Source organism: Thalassotalea crassostreae (assembly GCF_001831495.1).
Taxonomy (GTDB): Bacteria; Pseudomonadota; Gammaproteobacteria; order Enterobacterales; family Alteromonadaceae; genus Thalassotalea_A; species Thalassotalea_A crassostreae.
In genome coordinates, this window is the sequence record NZ_CP017689.1 from 3,532,655 (window position 1) to 3,551,959 (window position 19,305).

16 protein-coding genes are annotated in these 19,305 nt (G+C 35.2%); 11 read left to right on the forward strand and 5 right to left on the reverse strand.

Features of this window, described 5'->3' with window-relative positions:
* The first annotated feature begins 287 nt into the window (after positions 1-287).
* Entirely contained in the window at positions 288-1,214 is a 927-nt protein-coding gene (locus LT090_RS15335) for a glycosyltransferase family 2 protein (RefSeq protein ID WP_068544420.1), read from the forward strand.
* Positions 1,215-1,258: 44 nt separating this feature from the next.
* Positions 1,259-2,455: a polysaccharide pyruvyl transferase family protein gene (locus tag LT090_RS15340; RefSeq protein ID WP_068544421.1), complete on the forward strand. Its 1,197-nt coding sequence runs from the start codon at positions 1,259-1,261 to the stop codon at positions 2,453-2,455.
* Positions 2,456-2,471: 16 nt separating this feature from the next.
* Here LT090_RS15340 and LT090_RS15345 read toward each other — a convergent pair whose 3' ends face one another.
* Genes LT090_RS15345 through LT090_RS15360 form a run of 4 tightly spaced genes read right to left on the reverse strand, consistent with a single transcriptional unit; the run spans position 2,472 to position 7,473 of the window.
* Positions 2,472-3,536, reverse strand: a complete 1,065-nt coding sequence (locus tag LT090_RS15345) for an acyltransferase family protein (RefSeq protein ID WP_068544422.1) — start codon at positions 3,534-3,536, stop codon at positions 2,472-2,474.
* 14 nt (positions 3,537-3,550) lie between these two features.
* Positions 3,551-4,882: an O-antigen ligase family protein gene (locus tag LT090_RS15350; protein ID WP_068544423.1), complete on the reverse strand. Its 1,332-nt coding sequence runs from the start codon at positions 4,880-4,882 to the stop codon at positions 3,551-3,553.
* Positions 4,883-4,892: 10 nt separating this feature from the next.
* A complete protein-coding gene (locus LT090_RS15355; RefSeq protein WP_068544424.1) occupies positions 4,893-6,326 on the reverse strand; it encodes a lipopolysaccharide biosynthesis protein in 1,434 nt (477 codons plus the stop codon).
* Between the two features lies 1 nt (position 6,327).
* Positions 6,328-7,473, reverse strand: coding sequence for a GNAT family N-acetyltransferase (locus LT090_RS15360; RefSeq protein WP_068544425.1), 1,146 nt, complete (start codon positions 7,471-7,473; stop codon positions 6,328-6,330).
* A 258-nt stretch (positions 7,474-7,731) separates the two neighbouring features.
* On the opposite strand from LT090_RS15360, the gene LT090_RS15365 reads away from it, so the two are divergent.
* The 5 genes from LT090_RS15365 to LT090_RS15385 are packed head-to-tail and all read left to right on the forward strand — an operon-like array spanning position 7,732 to position 12,809.
* Positions 7,732-8,925 (forward strand): glycosyltransferase family 4 protein, encoded by a 1,194-nt coding sequence (locus LT090_RS15365; protein WP_068544426.1) that lies wholly within the window; start codon positions 7,732-7,734, stop codon positions 8,923-8,925.
* On the forward strand, positions 8,906-9,436 hold the full coding sequence (locus LT090_RS15370) for a serine O-acetyltransferase (protein WP_068544427.1): 531 nt from the start codon (positions 8,906-8,908) through the stop codon (positions 9,434-9,436). The genes LT090_RS15365 and LT090_RS15370 overlap by 20 nt, the downstream gene beginning before the upstream one ends.
* A gap of 1 nt (position 9,437) precedes the next feature.
* Positions 9,438-10,598, forward strand: coding sequence for a glycosyltransferase family 2 protein (locus LT090_RS15375; RefSeq protein WP_068544428.1), 1,161 nt, complete (start codon positions 9,438-9,440; stop codon positions 10,596-10,598).
* On the forward strand, positions 10,595-11,782 hold the full coding sequence (locus tag LT090_RS15380) for a hypothetical protein (RefSeq protein WP_193408708.1): 1,188 nt from the start codon (positions 10,595-10,597) through the stop codon (positions 11,780-11,782). The genes LT090_RS15375 and LT090_RS15380 overlap by 4 nt, the downstream gene beginning before the upstream one ends.
* Positions 11,783-11,786: 4 nt before the next feature.
* Positions 11,787-12,809 (forward strand): polysaccharide deacetylase family protein, encoded by a 1,023-nt coding sequence (locus LT090_RS15385; protein ID WP_068544429.1) that lies wholly within the window; start codon positions 11,787-11,789, stop codon positions 12,807-12,809.
* Here the strand turns inward: LT090_RS15385 and LT090_RS15390 are convergent.
* The gene (locus LT090_RS15390; RefSeq protein ID WP_068544560.1) at positions 12,789-14,138 is read right to left on the reverse strand and encodes a TIGR03013 family XrtA/PEP-CTERM system glycosyltransferase; all 1,350 of its coding nucleotides are present in this window, start codon (positions 14,136-14,138) and stop codon (positions 12,789-12,791) included. The genes LT090_RS15385 and LT090_RS15390 overlap by 21 nt on opposite strands.
* Positions 14,139-14,456: 318 nt before the next feature.
* On the opposite strand from LT090_RS15390, the gene LT090_RS15395 reads away from it, so the two are divergent.
* Genes LT090_RS15395 through LT090_RS15410 form a run of 4 tightly spaced genes read left to right on the forward strand, consistent with a single transcriptional unit; the run spans position 14,457 to position 19,304 of the window.
* Positions 14,457-15,074 (forward strand): XrtA/PEP-CTERM system exopolysaccharide export protein, encoded by a 618-nt coding sequence (locus LT090_RS15395; RefSeq protein ID WP_226996495.1) that lies wholly within the window; start codon positions 14,457-14,459, stop codon positions 15,072-15,074.
* A 55-nt stretch (positions 15,075-15,129) separates the two neighbouring features.
* Positions 15,130-16,716: an XrtA system polysaccharide chain length determinant gene (locus LT090_RS15400; RefSeq protein WP_068544431.1), complete on the forward strand. Its 1,587-nt coding sequence runs from the start codon at positions 15,130-15,132 to the stop codon at positions 16,714-16,716.
* 1 nt (position 16,717) lies between these two features.
* On the forward strand, positions 16,718-17,731 hold the full coding sequence (locus tag LT090_RS15405) for an XrtA-associated tyrosine autokinase (protein WP_068544432.1): 1,014 nt from the start codon (positions 16,718-16,720) through the stop codon (positions 17,729-17,731).
* Complete coding sequence (locus LT090_RS15410; RefSeq protein WP_068544433.1) at positions 17,691-19,304, forward strand: TIGR03016 family PEP-CTERM system-associated outer membrane protein; 1,614 nt, start codon at positions 17,691-17,693, stop codon at positions 19,302-19,304. Before LT090_RS15405 ends, LT090_RS15410 begins: the two co-directional genes overlap by 41 nt.
* The last annotated feature ends 1 nt before the right edge of the window (position 19,305 follow it).

The window sequence follows — 19,305 nt, forward strand, 5'->3', positions numbered from 1 at the left end:
GGCCAGAAATATGATTACATTAATCATATTCATATTGCTATTTTTTTATTATCTGCTAAAAATTAGTATAGTTTATAATATGTTAAACGCACTTCAGGTAATATAAGCGGTGTTATTGATAGTTCAATTTCAAGTGACATAAAAGTCTTTCCGACGCCAAGTGTAGAGGTCAGTAATATTGACCATAGGTTATTAATCGATTTTATTGATTTTTACCTGTTGCTAGGTAAGGATAATAAACGTTTAGAAATAAATGGTAAGTCAACGTAACAAATTAAGGATTTTTTGTGTCGCAGTTAATTTCAGTAGTTGTTCCTGTATACAATGGTACTAAGTATTTAACTAAGACCGTCGAGACAATATTAAGTCAAGATCACTACAATTTAGAATTACTGTTAATTGATGACGGCTCTACTGATAGTTCTGAATCCTTAATCGCCAATCTCGCAACGCAAGACTCTAGAATAAAACCGTACTCTAAAGTAAACGGCGGTGTTGCTAATGCCCGTAACTATGGAATTGAAAATGCAAAGGGTGACTTTATCGCTTTTTGTGATCAAGACGATTTATGGCTACCGACAAAACTATCAAAACAGCTTCCGCTTTTTTCTAATCCTAATACTGGTTTAGTCTACACCGGCGCTACTGTGGATTACGTTTTGCATGACAAACTTTCAAGTCCTAGTTTTGATAATAAGTTTAGAGGCAATGTTTTCGATAAGCTTGTGCAGCAAAATATGTTTACCTGTTGTACTGCTATGGTGAGAAAATCGGTCATAGAACAAGTCGGTGGTTTTGATGATGACATAGTCTTAATGGGAGTTGATGACTGGCATTTGTGGTTAAAATTAGCATTAGTATGCGAATTTGATTTTGTACCCGAACATTTAGCTGTTCATGTATTTCATGGCGATAATTATTCGTTAAATGATGAAAAAATGCACGAGGCTGAAATAGTGTGTTTAAATAAGATTGAAGAAATAGCGTTGCAGCATAATCAAAATGCCGATTGGTCGCTGATTAAACAACAACTTCATATTCGTTATGCTAAATCTTATATTTTTTCGGGGTTATATAACTTAGCAGGCAATACATTTATACGTGCTCATAAAACTAAGAAAAGTGTAAACTCTTTGCTTAAAGGGGCGTTGCTAAAAGTGGTCCCTAACTTGATTTGGAAAAAGCTTCAAGAAATTAAACGTAGTAATCAATAGCTTACTTACTTTTTAAACTATTAACAGCTAAATATTGGAATGTTATGAATGATATTATTTTATATGGCGCATTTGATCGTCATAATTACGGCGATTTATTATTTCCATTAATAATGCAGAGAGTTATTAATCGAGAATACCCAGAAAAACGAGTCGAGGTTTCGGGCTTAATAGACAGTGATTTATCTGAGTTTGGAGCTCCAAAAACTATATCAATAAATAAAGCACTAAAAAGAGCAAAAAAAGATGCTGCAATCATTTTAGCTGGTGGTGATATAGTTGCATGCAATTGGCAGTCTGCATACGGGTATTTACTACCAACAACAATTCATCCACTATATGAACGATTGACTTGGCGCTTGCCTAAGTTAACTGACTATCTTGTATCAAGAAAAGTAGGATTAACTTCTTGTTTTCCTTTTAATTTAAACAAAAAAGATGCCGGAGAAAATAGAAGAATCATCTATAATTCTGTTGGAGCAACTAGTGTTTCAAACTTAAAAGATACAAAAGATATAGCCTATTTAAGTGAAATGATAAATAATGCTGATTATGTGACCGTTAGGGATCATTTTTCTCAAAAAAACCTACAAAATATAAGCGTACCATCTGTTGAAATTGCGCCAGACTCAGCTACTGTGATGTCGACTTATATAAGTGTAGAAGAACTAACTGAAAAGACATCTAGTTCGACACATTCAATCCTTAATAAGTTTAAACATGGGTTTATTGTCTTTCAAATATCTCAAGCTCATGTTAAAGGCAATACCGAAAAATTTGCCAGAGAAATTGAAAAACTTTATGAAGAGCTTCAGTTGCCAGTTCTTTTTGTCGCTATAGGAAAAGCTGCCGGTCATAATGATATAGCAGGCGTCAAAAATATCATGTCTATGCTAAATTCAAATGTTATTTATGACAGTTACTTAGATGGAAGTATTTTTGATTTGATGAATATCATTCGTAATTCATCATGCTATTGCGGAACAAGTTTACATGGCTTAATCACTTCTATGTCTTTCGCTGTTCCACGTGTTGCTTTATTACCTAAATTAAGAAAACAAATTAATTATATGAAAACTTGGGATTTACCTCATATGCCTAAGGGTATTAATCCTGAAGAACTTGTCTCTGCAGTCAAAATTGCTACTTCGACTTCCAACGAAGATTTAGAACTTTTGAGTCAAAAGCTAACTAAAACTTACATGGAAAGTTTCAAAAAATTAACTGAGTTCATTTCTTAAAAGGTAGCGTCCGAATTTAAACAAAAAATCGCTTTAGATTTAGGCTTGGCCTTTCTATAAAGTACCAAGAAAACATAGATAAAAAAAGTACAATTAAAATAGTTAATAGTGACATCTGATTAGGTGTAATCCCGACAAATGAAATTGCCAAAGCTTGCTGGACAGGCCACGCATATATATATGTACCATATGATAAATCACCTAAATTATTATAATTAAGTATTTTACCTTTAGGCATATAAGCGGCACACAATACCAAGTATGGAATACTTAATGTATAAAAGACAAAAAAGGCATTTTTACCCAACCATAAAGAAACTATAAGTGCAGCTGAAATCAAATATATTGTTTTAGTGTTTAAGACAATATGACTCTTTAAAATATATAGCGAAGCCCCTATAAAGAAAGAAGAAGTAAACCTAACAAATTTATTATAAAACCAATGATAGTCCTCCGAGTAATAAAAATAAATATGTAAAATAGTACATAAAATGGCTATAGAAATAATTAAATAAGTTGTGATATCAAATGATAACTTTAATTTTTTTATAACACTTAAAGTTATCCCAACAAATATTAGAATAATATACATACGTAACTCCCATGGTAGGGTCCATAAAGAGCCGTTAACACTCCTATCAAGAGGTGCGTTATAAAATACTCCCGGTAGCTCTTGAAAATCGGCTATTACAATTGATGAGTTATAAATGATGAAACTTAAGAACTCAGGGTGAGTAATGTATTCTCTTAAGGGGAATGTGGAAAATATTGCCCCTATTACCACGCAAAATAGCACAGATATTAGTAATGCAGGGAATATACGTAACACGCGAGAAATAATAAAGATCTTCAAACTTGATCTTTGTAGTAAACTTTTTGTTACCAATAAGCCGCTTGTAATGAAAAATATATCCACTGCAATGGTACCTAGACTTATGCCCAATAGGTCTTTGACTGGCCCTAGGCCTCTGCTACCTAAAGCAAGTGCGTAACTATGGCCAACGATTACCAATAAAGCAGCTGACATTCGGATTAAATTAAAGTTATTTGAACGTTCATTTATTACATCTAATAGCTTCATAAATATAACCTCAATTACAACCCAATTTTAAGTGCGATATAAACAAGTACTATTATTACCCAAGCAGAAATCATACTCTTTATCGTTATATTAATATTATATATCTCTTTTAATTCAGGGCATATTCTCATTAAACGCAAATGCGAAGCGATTGTCATGCCTAAAAAAATAAATAATAAAAGCGTAAACATACGGCTAAGAAAAAAAGCTGTTACTAAATATCCAATTAGAGAGAAAAAAAGCGTATTATGAATTTTCAATTCACCAATAAGTGAACTTTTATTACTCTCACTATTACCTATCAAGCTTTCTGTGGACTTCATTATGTTATAAGCAGTAAAGGTTGTTAAAGTCAGTGCCCCCCCCCACAAAGAATAACCTATAATCCCAAGTTCACTAGCAACATGTATATATGAATTATGAGCCACTAAGCCATGTTCTTCGAGGAAATTACCCATGCCTACACCGAAAACGGGGTTATATAGTAACATCCAGATACCGTCATACCATGCTTGTAAACGACCATCTGCAGAGGAGTCTGCAGAGGAAAGCCCACCAAAACTCATAATCAAAGTGCCTGCTATAGGAGCCATAACTATCGCAAATATAACAAGTTTAATGCCTGCACGTTTTAGGAAAAAATAAAGGCTGATTACACCTAAAGCACCAAGTAATGTCCCCCTAGAACCAGTAATGTATATCCCATAAAGAATAAAGGCAAAGGCTGTTATTACGATGAGCTTTTTTATTAGTCCACCACTTTCAGAATAAAAGTAAGCTAAAAAAGGAATGTTCATCACTAAAAACATACCTAGATCATTAGGATCATTGAAAAATCCTAAATAGGTAATTCTCATTTCTTCGCGACCAACAGAAAATGAACCAGCCCAACCTTCGCCCATCTTAATATCATAATCATAGTTTACGTGTTGGCTATAGCCGTTATGAACCATAAGCACTGAGGCTAGTATACATATAAACATTAAATGGCGTTGTCTATTCGCTGTCGACAGCAAGTTTGTGTATAAAATTAGCGGTAAAATTGAGCTTATAAGTAACCTTTGTGCCTGTTCTACACCATAAAAACCTGATCCATTAATTAATCCAGAGAACACTATGAGTGGGAGCATAGCTATTAACATGTAGTGTTGGTTAGTTAGTTTTAATGGCCTTTGTCCTATTATCATTCCTAGAAAACCTAGAATTGCGAATATTTGAATGACTATCCATTCTTCACTTATTAAAAACATTTCATGGGGTCTAACTAATACTGACAATGTATATAAGTAAAGGAAGAAAAAGCCAAATATTGAGTTTTGTTCGAGTGTGTTTAATTTGTTATGCATAATTAGTTATTTATTTTTTTAAAAGTGTTTTTATTTCTATAATAATATTTTTGTCAAAAATAAAAATTGTCGTTAAATAAGAAAGCAAACCAGCGAAAAGACAAAAGAACAGTTGTGTATATGAGTCACTATACTGACTTGATACTTGTTTAGTTATTGAAACAGTGAGCAGCATAATAGCGCTGTGTATGAGCGGTCTCCTAAAAGTAAACAAATATATTTGGTAGGGTAATTCAATATACCTACAATATAGTGTCGTCGATATAAAGAAAATTAAAATACCTATGAATAATATTGCATAACTGATCCCAATAACACCAAACTGCATTCCTACGTAAACTCCAAAAACCGTAACGATAAGGCTTATTATTGAGCAATTTAATAGTAGTCCAGGATTACCTAAACCGTTTATAAGTGGAGAGAACATTTCTCTGCAAAACCTAAATGGCATTACTAAACTTACTATCATTATAGGCACTATTGATTGCAGCCAATTCTCACCCAAAATAACTGGCACAAAAAGCTCTGCGCTTATAGATATCCCCAAAAATATAGGAAAAACAATATAGGCACCTATTTTTTGACTCTTTAGTAAATAATATATGGCACTTTTTTTATCATCCTGTATTTTGGCGAATGCTGGGAATGCAACTCTTTTTAAAGAAGGTATTATTTTCTGCAGAGGAATAGCTGCAATAATTAAGGCTATCTGATACTGACCTAATTCCGTTGCTGTTAATATCAAACCAGCAATAGCAATATCTACTTTATGATTAAAATGAGAAATAATGCTTGATATCGATACTTTGCTACCAAAAACAACCAATTTTTTTGCTTCTTTAAAAGACAGTCCTGGCATTACTTTTATAGGTGATATAATGTTAAAGGCAATGGCAGATATTGTTAATAATATAAGTTCCCCGTAGACTAGTGACCAAAAGCCAAAGCCAGAATAAGCCATATATAAAATTGAGATTGAAGACAGGAATTGCGAACCAACCTCGACAAAAGTAGATTTTTTAAAATCCATTGATTGCGAAATTAGTGCAGATGGGATTATTTGAAAAGTTACAATTAAAAACGCAAACGCTGATATGTTAATTATACTTTCAATTTCAGGCTTTTGATAAATACTAGCAATAAAGCCAGAGCTTGCTAATAACAGTAAGCAAAAAATACTGTTCATAATTAAAATAGCAGTAAAAAAACCTCTTAGTGATTCCTTACTGTTTGTCTGAGATTGTATAATGGCTGCACCACTTCCCGATACAGCAAACATCCACAAGAAGCTCAAAAAGAAATCTGATAAGCCAACAAGCCCGTAATCTTCAGGCGTTAACATTCTGACCGTCCAAAAAGTGACGCCCCACCTGATTAATTGAATAAAAACCTTACCAATTACTACCCACTTTAATGAATAAATAACCTTATTTTTGATAGTCACTCTAGGTTTTTCTCTTAATTAGATTACGAACTTTAGTGTCTAGTTTCCACTTTATTAGATAAGATCTAATAGAATGGTAACATTTATTTAATAACTGCTGAATAATTAAGGCTGCATGCAGCTTTCCTTTAGTTTTAGCTGCAGTCATGTTAAATGCCGTATAGGCATGATTACCAAATACTTTTTTGTATGTATTTTCACCAAAACCAAAATCAATGATGTCTGGCTTATTGAACTCAAATAACCTCTGAATAATCATATAGTTCATTACTGTTCCTGGGCTAAAATTTGCATATTTAGGATCATAACCAGTTTCTTCATAATCATATAAACCATTAAATTGTGTGCCTAATACAAAAGCTATTGGTTTGTTTTCACAAAACAATACATAGGATCGCAGCCAAGCATTCTTAGCTTGAGACTGCCGTTGTAATACTGACCGATTTGAATTTCTCTCTAATTCGCCTTTAATGTTTTTCTGCCAACTCTTATTGTAAATTATATCAACTTGGTTTAATAAATCGTTTACTTGATCTGGCGTTGTATATTCAACTAATTCAACATTATTTCCAAAATTTTCAGTAAACAATTTAACTGTTCTTTTAAGGTTATACCTTACTTTACGTTTAATGTTGGAAAGGTATTCATCGTGATTAGAATTGAGTGTCAATTGGCGTACTATATTATTGTTCTCTGCATGTGAAACGAAGTATGAGGGCGTTTTTTTCAGTATTTGGAATAGTTCAGATGTTTCTCTTATAGACTCTACAACAAGACAGTCATATTCTGGTGAGTTAGATAAGTGGTTTAAAAATATTTCAATGCAATCTTTTATACCAGAATGACACTCAAATATTAGGTCATCTCCGATCAGTCGCAAAGAATTTACTTTAATCGAGAAAATTTTAAATAAACCCAATTTAACACCGATACCTCTGCTTTCTACCAAACAGGGGATTATACATTGTATTACGTCATTTTTGGAAATTGTAAACAATGTTAAGTTCGACAGTTTTGAAATTTGGCTTGGGTGCTGCTGTATTCTCAAAGGTTCTTTAGTTGAAAGTGATTCTTCCCATTTCTTAAGGAAGCCATTTATCTCACTTCTGTTATTTAACTCCCTGAATTGGTATTTATTGAAATCCATTATTTTCTCGTAAAAATAATTCTTAAATTATTGGCTAATTAATATGTAAACTTAACAGTAACATAACGTTTACTTCCTAATATAGTTAATTAAACACTGAATTTTCCAACTTTAATATGCAGTTTGTAATTCATCAAATTACATTTCTTAGATTTAACGTTAAAATACAGCCTGAACTTAGTTAATATTATTGCTATTTATTTTATCTACTGCTAATAATTAGTATATAAAATAATAAATTAAAAGGCAGTAACGCGTGTGAATATTCTTTACCATCATAGGACTAGAGGTGAAGGAGCTGAAGGTGTTCATATTCGGGGTGTTGTAAAAGGCCTTCGTCAATTAAATCATAACGTTAGTATTCTTAGTTTTCCAGGTAGCGATCCTGAACATACTCAGAAAAAAACAGAAGCAACTAAATCTCCAACAAAAAAGAACTCAGCTTTTAAGTGGCTGTCAGAGCTAACAAAGTTTCTACCTGAGTTTGCCTTTGAAATAATAGAGTTTTTATACAATATCTTTGCGTTATTGCGGATTTCTTCCTACGTAAGAAATAATAAAGTTGATTGTATTTATGAGCGATACTCTTTGTTTATGTTTGCCACAGTGTGGCTTGCTAGGAAGAAAAACATTCCAATCATTTTGGAAATTAACGATTCGGTGCTTGTAGAGCGAGTAAGACCATTATTTTTTAAGAGCTTTTCTAAGAAAATAGAATCATGGCTATTTCAAAACGCCACCGGCTTAGTGTTTATTTCTAGTTATTTTGAAAATATCGCCAAACAGAATTACCAACATATTAGCAATTCAGTTGTCACTCCGAACTCTGTTGACTTAGATTTGTTTGTGACGGATGAGCAGCAAGTTGCTCAATTAAAATCCAAATACCAATTAGAAAACAAAACTGTTTTAGGCTATGTCGGCGCATTTGTTCATTGGCATGGTATCGATTGGTTTATGGATTTAATTTCTCCGAAATTAAAACAACATCCAAATTTAAGCTTGCTTTTGGTGGGCGATGGCGTGTGCTTAGAAAAAGTAAAAGACGCGGTTAACGCTGCCAATGTTAGCGATCAAGTGATATTTACTGGCAGAGTAGATCATCAACAGATAGCCGCTCATATAGCGTTAATGGATTATGGTATCTTACCCGATTCAAATTTATACGGCTCACCGATGAAGCTTTTTGAATTTATGGCTATGGGGAAAGGAATGGTAGCACCCGATTTCGCGCCTATTGCTGAAGTTGTTACCAATGATCTAACCAGTTGGCTATTTAGTGCCAATGATAGAGAAGCTTGTATTGAAAAAGTTTTGTCATTGAGTGAAAAACATGACGAGCACCAACGCGTAGGCGATAATGCTAAAAACTACATTATTGAACAAAGACAATGGATTCATAACGCCCAGCAATTACTTGGACTAATAGATAATGAAAAGAATTCGGGCTGACTTTAAGCGCAAACAAGAAATATTCTTGCAAGATGGCTGGAATGTTAGCTTATTGAGGATATTGCTAAGTGATGGTTCATCAGCGATGATTTTGTATCGTATGATGAGCTGGTGCCATAAATCAAAATTAACACCTTTGGCGTATTTATTTCAGTGGTTAAATAAGTGCTTAAATGCCTGTGTTATAGGTATTAAAACATCTTTCGGTGATGGCTTCGTTATAATGCATCCTTGTAGCATCGTTATTAACTCAAAGGTATGCGGCGGCACAAATATTACGTTAGAGAGTTCGGTAGTCATCGGTGACAATAAAGGCCACTCTCCAACGTTAGGTAATAATATATTTATTGGCAGCGGAGCCAAAATATTTGGTCAACTATCTGTTGGTAATAACGTTCTGATTGGTGCTAATGCGGTAGTCACTAAGTCTATTGATGATAATTGTAAGGCCCTCGGAATTCCGGCAAAGAACACTCCATTTATTCCCCAAAATACCAAGCAGCAGGATTAAAATGACTTTTATCCTTCTATTAAGTATTGCCGTTATTATCTATAGCTATGTAATTTATCCATTTTTATTATTTATTATTAGCGCTGTTTACCAAACCATTAGTGACAGCTATTTTTTATTGAATAAGCAGCAAAGACGACGCCAAAGTATTCAAGAGCAACCATCAGTCGCAGTGATTATATCTGCTTACAATGAACAAGACTGCGTTGCTGAACGCATAGAAAACCTACTTTCCATGGACTATCCAGCAGAGTTGCTAAATATATACATTGGCTCAGATGGCAGTAGCGACGATACCAATGCTATTTTAGAGAAATTCGAACATCCCCAACTACATATTCACCTGTTTCCGGAAAATAGAGGTAAAACGAACGTACTCAATGACTTAGTTGAAAAATCATGTTCCGATATTATTGTTTTTAGTGACGCTAATAGCCACTTTTCAACCGATGTTATACAACAATTGGTTACGCCTTTTAACAGTGAAAAAATAGGTGCCGTTTGCGGTGAATTAAGATTGAGCGATCCCCAAGACAGCGATAATAAGGACGGCATTTATTGGCGATATGAGCAAATGCTAAAATTTCATGAATCTAGAATTAATGCATTACTAGGGGCCAATGGGGCGATTTACGCAATTCGTAGGTCTTTATATATACCACCAGCGGGGAATACCATTACTGACGATTTTCAAATTGCCGTCAATGTGAGTAAACAAGGAGCCCGAGTAATCTATCAGCCGCAAGCTTGTGCATTTGAACCTACTGCAAATAATGCCAATGATGAGAAACATAGGCGCATTCGTATTGGTATGGGAAATTACCAGGCGTTAAGGCGAAACTTATGGCTATTAAACCCATTAAGAGGTTGGCGTTGTTTTAGCTATATAAGTCATAAGGTATGCCGATGGCTTACCCCACATTTTATGTGCTTAGCTTTGTTTAGCAATCTATTTTTACTCGACCAATTACCGTATCAGATAATATTCTGTTTACAAGTTGCGTTTTACTTCATTGCTTTTCTAGGCCGAGTCCAAGAAAAGTCAAATACTTTATTTAATTTTGTTAGCTTTTTTGTATTAATGAACTGGGCTTTATTGTTAGGCTTCGTTCAATTTTGCAAAGGTAAAGCGACTGGCAGTTGGCAAAGGACAGAACGATGATTGGCTGGTTTATCATGATGCTAATATTAGTATCGATTATATTGATCGGAGCGATCATAGTTAAAAAAAATCTACATCTGTGGTTACCACATTATCTTAAACGTAAGTTATTGGTAAAAAAAACTACACAGCAGCCAGTTCACTTAATGTTTTGTTTTGTCGATCATTTTGAACCGCAATGGGGTAAAGATATCAGTATTGAGCAAGAGCGGAAACGCGTCGATGACTGGCATATTAATTACCCGAAGGTGGCAACAAAATACAAGGATGCTGATGGAGTTCATCCAATACATAGCTTTTTCTATCCTGAAGAAGAATATCGTTTTGAACATTTAGATAAAATTGCAGATTTATGTTGCCAAGGACTTGGTGAAATTGAAGTACATTTGCATCATCACAACGATACTGAAGAAAATTTAACGCAGACACTGTTGAGCTTTACTCAAACTTTGCACAATGATCATGGCGCCTTTACTTATGATGATGAAGGAAAAAAACTACAATACGCTTTTATTCATGGCAATTGGTGCTTAAATAACTCAAGACCAGACGGTACAATGTGTGGTGTCAATAATGAATTGGTCATTCTTAAGGATACGGGTTGTTTTGTTGATATGACATTCCCATCCGCACCAAGTGACACTCAACCAGCGCTAGCTAATGAGATTTATTATGCGACTGATATCATTGGCCAACCTAAGTCACATGACAGAGGTACGCCTGTAGCCGTTAATAAAACCGAAAGCGGCGATCTAATGCTAATAACCGGCCCATTAGGTCTTAATTGGAAACATCGAAAGAAAGGCGTATTTCCACAAATAGAAAATGCAGATGTTCGCGGCAGTATGCCTGCAACTCCTGAACGAGTTGATTTGTGGGTTGATAGTGCAATCCATGTTAAAGGTAAACCAGAATGGCGATTTATTAAAATTCACACCCATGGCACACAAGAAGAGTCTCAAGAAGCTTTGCTTGGTAAGTCATTCGAAGATATGTGCCAATATTTGCAGCAACATTACAACGATGGTGAAAAGTTTGTACTACACTATGTTTCAGCGAGAGAAATGTACAATATCGTTAAAGCTGCAGAAAACAATGAGCAAGGTTCCCCTAATGAATATAGAAATTATTTAGTAGCAAAACCTAACTATAAATCTAGTTATTATTCGGGCAACAAGGATTGAGTTGATGGATTTTAAAGGAAAGCTATTTTCATATTCAGGGTTGAAGTCTATAAATTGGCGAACGCGGCCAAATGGGTTGTATTGTTTCAATTATCATCGAATAGGTGACTCTAACTGTGCTGAGTTTGATCCGAATGTATTTAGTTGTACAAAGGACGAATTTCACCTACACCTTCAATTTTTCAAACAACACTTCACTTTAATTTCGATTGAACAGTTAAAAACCATAATTGACAGTAAGCAAAGCATAAATAAACGCTATGCCCTAATTACATTTGATGATGGTTACTTAGATAATTATCAACTCGCATTTCCAATATTAAAAGCAGAAAACGTGCCCGCAGTGTTTTTTATTGCTACTGACTTCATAGATCAAAAAGTATTTCCTTGGTGGGATGAGACAGCTTGGATAATTAAGCATATTGATATTGACCAACAGTTTGTCGATTTTTGGCAATTACCAAATGAGTTCTTATGTGCCAACGAAACTGAGCAAATTAGGCAAATATTGTTAAAGTTGAAAATAGAATCAGACCTATCTCTGCAACAAAAACTCATTGAACTCAATAAATTTGTTAAAGATAGTTCGGTTTTAGAGAAAAGAAAAAGATCGCTATTTATGTCTTGGGATATGCTACGAGAGGTAGAGGAAAGCGGCATTACAATAGGTTCACAAACATGCAGTCATCAAGTTTTATCTCATTTGACAGAATCACAGCAAAAAACAGAAATACTTAACTCCAAACAAAGATTAGAGCAAGAATTACAATCGCCAATATGCTGCTTTGCCTATCCTGTTGGTAGTGAAGATAGTTTTAACGACATTACTTTAGATCTATTAAAAAGCTCGGATTACACTATGGCATTCACCTTTGTCTCCGGAGTCAATACCAAAGTTAGTTCTTCAAAATATACGTTATCTAGGTATTCTATTGATGGCAATTGTGACAAACGAAAAATTCAAACTCAAGTTGCTAAAAATATATTTTTAGAGCGACTTAAGTCTTTATCGCCCTTTACCAAATAACACGATTTCGGTCGTTTGTATCAAAATAAGTAAATCGAATAAAAAACTACGATGTTTAATATAGTATAAATCGTATTTCAATTTTTCTACCGCATCATCATCGGTTGCGCCGTATGGATATTTCAATTGTGCCCATCCAGTCAATCCAGACTTAACGTTATGACGCTCTCTATAATATGGGATTATAGTATTTAAACGGTCTACAAATTCTGGTCGCTCTGGTCTAGGGCCAACAAAGCCCATATCAGAGGTTATTACGTTATAAATTTGTGGCAATTCATCAATACGATACTTACGAATAATTCGGCCTACTGTAGTCACCCTATCGTCGTTAGTTGTTGCCCATTTGGGCCCATTTTTTTCAGCATCGACTGCCATTGAACGAAACTTGACGATATTAAATATTTTACCATTAAGGCCAACTCTTTCTTGCCAATAAAAACACGGCGCAGACCACCCATCTTCCATTTTTATTGCCAATACAGTTAACAACATCAAAGGCCAAGTGAATATAAATAACAACACTGCTAAACCAGCATTAAACAGCCAATCGAGTGAATTTCTAAGATCATTATTGGAATAAAAACCTTGAGAATAGATAACCCAACTCGGGTAGATCAGGTTTACTGCTATCTGCCCAGTTTCACGTTCAAAAAAATCTAATATTTCAGATACTTGCACACCTCGAAGTTTGCATGCAAAAAGCTCTTCGACTGGTAAGGTGGCTCGGCGCTCATCAGTTGCTACAACAATTTCATGAACTTGATTTTTAATCACGTAATCAATTAGTGAACCTTTTATATTTACTTTATGGCTCGACTTAATTTCAGCATCTAGATCACCTGGCATTTCTATAAACCCGAGTAAATTAAAACCTTGACGATCTATTTCACGGCGCATTCTATTTTCGATAATAAGTGCTCGCTGCCCTGCTCCTAAAACAATCACATTACGTTTAGCAAAACCTAAAACATTAAATTTGATTAATATGAGTCGAACCGCAATACTCAACACAAAAGAGTATAAACACGAATCAAAAATGATTTGCATGGTGAGCAATTGGTTATTTGTAAATTGCAGCAATACATTTAAAACAAGTAAACTTATTGCGATAGCTAGCAATATGCGACGGAAAATACCCCAAAACTTTGTTCTGAGCTTGCTTTTGTACAAGCCGACACCAAGAAATGAAAGCTGACAAACAAATATATATAAAACTGAACTGCCAATAAAATTGACATTCAATTCGCGAGAAACGGTTAATGATACGGCTAACGCAAACGCGCTAAAAAAAATAGCAACGTCCACACATAACAGCATCTTCACCATAATAGAGGAGAAGTTAGAGTTATTATTTTGCAAAAAACACACCTAATGTATTAGTTAAAATATCGACATCCTGTCGTATTATTATTATTTGTTTTACTATCTCTAGTTTTTTATTTTTATGAGTATTTTTTATACTTATTTTTACCCATTCACTTCTTATCATAGTCGAGCAAAAAAATAATATCTGCATTTTTGTACATTTTTTGCTTATTTTTTAGTTTAATTCTATGATTTTGAGGCTCATTGAACTAATCTAAGTAAAAGTAATAATAATTAAGTAATTTAAGGCTTTACCCTATGCACAAGTGTTTTTCATTGATGAAAGCAGGTCTAGTTACCGGTATTTTTAGCAGTATGTTATTTGCATGTTCAAGTGGCCATACACTTCCTTCTGCAACTATTTATCCAGCAAAAACAGATACCGCAGCTTCATATAACTACTTAATCGGTCCAGGTGACACAGTAAACATCTTCGTATGGCGCAATCAAGATGTATCTGGCAGCTTCATTGTGCGCCCGGATGGCAAAATCACAACATCATTGGTGGAAGATATTCCTGCATCAGGTAAAACTCCGACGCAATTGGCTAGAGCGATTGAGGAAAGATTATCGACTTACCTAAGAGAGCCTATTGTAACTGTGACAGTAAATAATTTTGTTGGTCCTTACAGTGAACAAATTCGGGTTATTGGTGAAGCTGCACAGCCTATGGCGGTTTCCTACGGTAAAAATATGACGCTGTTGGATGTTATTATTGCTGTTGGCGGTTTAACGGAATTTGCTGATGGTAACGATGCTGTATTAGTTCGAATCGAAAATGGCAAACAACGCCAATATCAATTATTAATTGAAGATCTTATAAACGCCGGCGATATCTCAGCAAACGTTGATGTTTTACCAGGCGATATTATTGTAATCCCAGAAGCTTGGTTTTAAACAAGCAATCATTTCATAAGTAAGTAAATAAGAATAAAAATAAAGAAGTCCTTTTATGCATGAACAAATTGAAAAATTAAAGGAAATGCTACTTGGTGTCTGGGCCAAGAAGCATTTCATTATCATCTCTACTTGGTTAATTTGCCCGATAGGTTGGTTTTTCGTTTCTTCACTACCTGACCAATATGAAGCCGAAGCCAGAGTTTATGTCGATACCCAATCTTTACTTCGACCTTTAATGAAAGGTCTGATGGTCGAAACAGATCCAAATACACAAATTCGTTTAATGGTGAAAACCTTATTGTCGAGGCCTAATCTTGAACGTATCGCTCGTATGAACGATTTAGATCTGATGGCAAAAGATGTAGATGAATTCGACGATATGGTACAAGACCTAAAAAACGATATAAAGATCTCAAGTGCTCGAAAAGAGAATATTTTTACTTTAACCATTCAAGAAAAGAGCCCGCAACTTGCCAAAAATATCGTGCAAGCGGCATTAACAGTATTTATTGAAAATACTTTAGGTGAAACTAGAAATGACACAGATACAGCACAAAAATTTCTGAAGCAACAAATTGAAGATTATGAAACAAAGCTTCAACTTGCTGAGCAAAGGCTGACTCAGTTCAAGCAAAAATACTCTGGTATTATGCCAAGCGACTCAAACAGTTTCTACGCGGCTTTAGATAATGCCAAGCGCTTGCTAAAAGCAACGAATTTACAATTATTGGAAACTCAAACGAGACTTGCCTCTGCCAAAGCACAGCTAAATAGAGAAGGCTCGAGCGGAAAATCAGTGTCTGATAATGTCATCGAAGAAAACTCTATTACGACAACTTATGATGAAAGCATATTGAAAATGCAAGCACAGCTTGACGATCTATTGATTAGTTACACCGAGCGTCACCCTGATGTAAAAGAGTTAACTCGTCGTTTAGGAGAATTGAAAAAACTGCGTAGAGAAGAACTGAATAATTATTACAGCATTGATTCTAATGATTCGGAAAACGCTAATTCAACCAATCAAAACCCTGTTTATCAGGCAATGAGAATTCAAGTAAATCAGCTAGAAAATGAAGTCGCATCATTACAGGTGAGAGTCAACGATTATCAAACGGAAGTTAACCTGCTAAATGATAAAATTCATGTATTGCCAGAAGTAGAAGCCGAATTATCAGGCTTAAACCGCGATTATGAAATTAACAAACAGAAATTTGAAGAATTGCTTTCTCGCAGAGAAACGGCATCACTAGCAAAACAAGCTGATGCAACTTCAGATAAAATTCAATTTAGAGTCATAGATCCGCCGCGAGCACCAATTACACCAGCAGGACCTAAACGTATTCTATTTTTCTTTGCGGTACTAATAGCGGCTATCGGCATAGGAATAGGCGCTGCCATCTTGAGCATTCAAATTAATCCTATTGTCTTGTCGGCAAGTCAACTTGCAAGAACCACACAAATACCTATTTTCGGAATAGTAGGTGCGTCGCCAACTCTTGGCCTAGAGCAAAAAAATAGGAAAAGCACTCGTTGGTTTATTATTTCTAATACCGCCTTACTATTGTTATTAATGATGCTGATTGCATATTTTATTGCGCCAGATTTAATTCAAGCGCCACTGAAAAGGATTTTTTAAAATGTCGACTATAGAACAGGCATTAGCAAAAAAACGAGCTGGTGAAAAGAAAGTAGATGCCATTGAGCCAGAGAAAAAGATAGAGGAATCAGTGGACACCTCACCTGATCCTGCTGACGTTGACGCGTCCGACGCCAATAATTCAGATGATATCTACACAGAACACAGAAATTCAGAAGGAAAAGCTGACGATATTGTGACGGAGAGTGCTACAGTAGAAAATACAAAAGTAGAAAACACGGCTGAAGATACTTCGACCAACAATGATAAAAAGTTCTTGGATATTGATCTTGCTGAACTAGAAAGGAAACAATTTATTGTTCCTGAGGTGTCAAACAAGCGTAATAAATTGAATGAAGAATTTAGACAAATCAAACGAAAGTTGATTAATAATGCGTTTGGCCCGGTATCAAAAACCCTCGATTTTCCTAATTTAATCATGGTCACTAGTGCTTTACCAAATGAAGGAAAGACATTTATTTCAATCAATTTAGCACTGAGTATTGCGTTAGAGCAGGATAAAACGGTTTTATTGGTTGATGCAGACATCCTAAAGCCTAGTATTCTTAGAGAGTGTGGCTTAACTTCAAAGCCAGGTTTAATTGAGTACTTACTTGGTGGAATAGACAATGCCGGGGATATCATTTATCAAACAAATATCGATAAACTCAAAATTATTCCTGCCGGAAAACCGCATCATTTATCAAATGAACTATTAGCAAGTGAGCGAATGGCAACACTCGCCAAGGAATTGTCAACCCGATACCCTGATCGTATAGTCATTTTCGACTCGCCACCGATTCTTGGCGTTACCGAAACCCCTGTTTTAGCGCGCCTAATGGGACAAGCACTCATTGCCGTTGAAGAAAATAAAACATCTCTACAGCATGTAGAATCCGCGGCGTCATTATTGCACGAAGAATTAGCAACAGGCTTAGTGCTTAATAAGTCGCTAAATTCACAAAAAGAAACTTATGGTTATTACGGTTACGGCTATGGTATTAAAGCTGAGTAGTCGTCTCGCTTGTTGCGCACTAATACTCACTTGTTGGTCAAGCAGCGCCAGTGAGTTAGTAATAACGCCACGTGTTGGAATTGAAGCAATACACACTGACAATGTTACCTTAGCCGAAAACGATAAAGAATCATCGCTAGTTTCAATGGTTAAGCCTGGTATTAACCTAACATTTGTCGGTGCAAGAGCTAATCTTGAGCTCGATTACGAATACAGTAAAGCTTATTACAGCCACGATCATGATTTAGATAATCACTTTAATGAATTAGCCATGTCATCAAGCTTGGAGTTAAAGCCAAAAGGTTTATCAATTTTTGCTCAGGGTTCAATTAGAAATGTCAGTCGAAACACTGCTCGAAACTCCATTGCAGACATAGTTAGTGGTGATACCGTAGAATTTAAGTCGGTGAATACCGGACTCGCATACAACACCCGCTCAAGCGCATTTATTATTGATTCCACAATCGCTTACAGTAAAAGTAGTGCTGATGACGGTATTGGTAACCGTGAAGGCTATGTCGCCAACTTAAAGAGTCAAAACGGTAGAAGCGCAGACGTAATATTTTGGGATATCAATGGTAATTATAGCGATTATGAAAGTGACCAAAATACAGGTCGGTTTTATACTGCTGAAGCCATTGTAGGTTGGATTACGTCATATAAAATAAACCCTTTTATTCGCTATTATGATGAAGACACCAGTGGTAATCTTCAAACCCAAAATATACAAGGTACTTCATCTATTGGTGCTGGGGTGCGCTGGTTAGCATCAAAGCATTTACAGTTAGAGGTAGCCTATAATGCCGTTGATGAAGAGTCAGAAGCGATTGGCGATGTATCAGCCAAACAAGAAGATTATTATAGTGCGAGCGTCAAATGGCAACCCTCTTCTCGTTCAAGTTTAGATGCCCGTTATTACCAACGTTTTTTTGGTGAGGCATATCAACTCAATGCCACTCATGGTAGTAAACGAATTACTAGTACAGCTACATACAACGAATCTTTAGACGTGTTCGATCGATTCGAATTAGTACCTTCTGAACTACAAGAGGTTTGGTGTTTGGCTGATGATATAACCAATATTGACCAATGTTTGTTAGCACCTGGCGAAAACACTAATTTAGATGACTATTTACTTGTTGGCGAAGTAGAAGTTTTAACACCGGAGCAAGCGGATTATTTTGTATTGAATAAACAATTCAATTTTACCAGTACATTGGCACTAAAAAGAACTGATTACTCAATATCCTTTGGCAAACAGAAGCGTGAAAATCTAGATCTGGAAAGTTACGATGAGTATGAATCGGCACGGTTTAATATTAGTCGTAAAACAAGTAAAGTCAGCGAATTATCAATTTACGCAGCGATAAACAAAAACAACCTAGGCAATGGTAATCCACAATCAATTTCACAAATTGACTATTACCACAGTTATGGTGCTAGTTTTGAACAAAATTTGAATCGAAGTTTAGTCATTACCTATTCATTGCTGCACTTGAATCGAAATTCCAATAGATTAGATTATAATTACGAAGAAAATCGCCTTTCATTATCCTTGGTCAAAAATTTTTAGT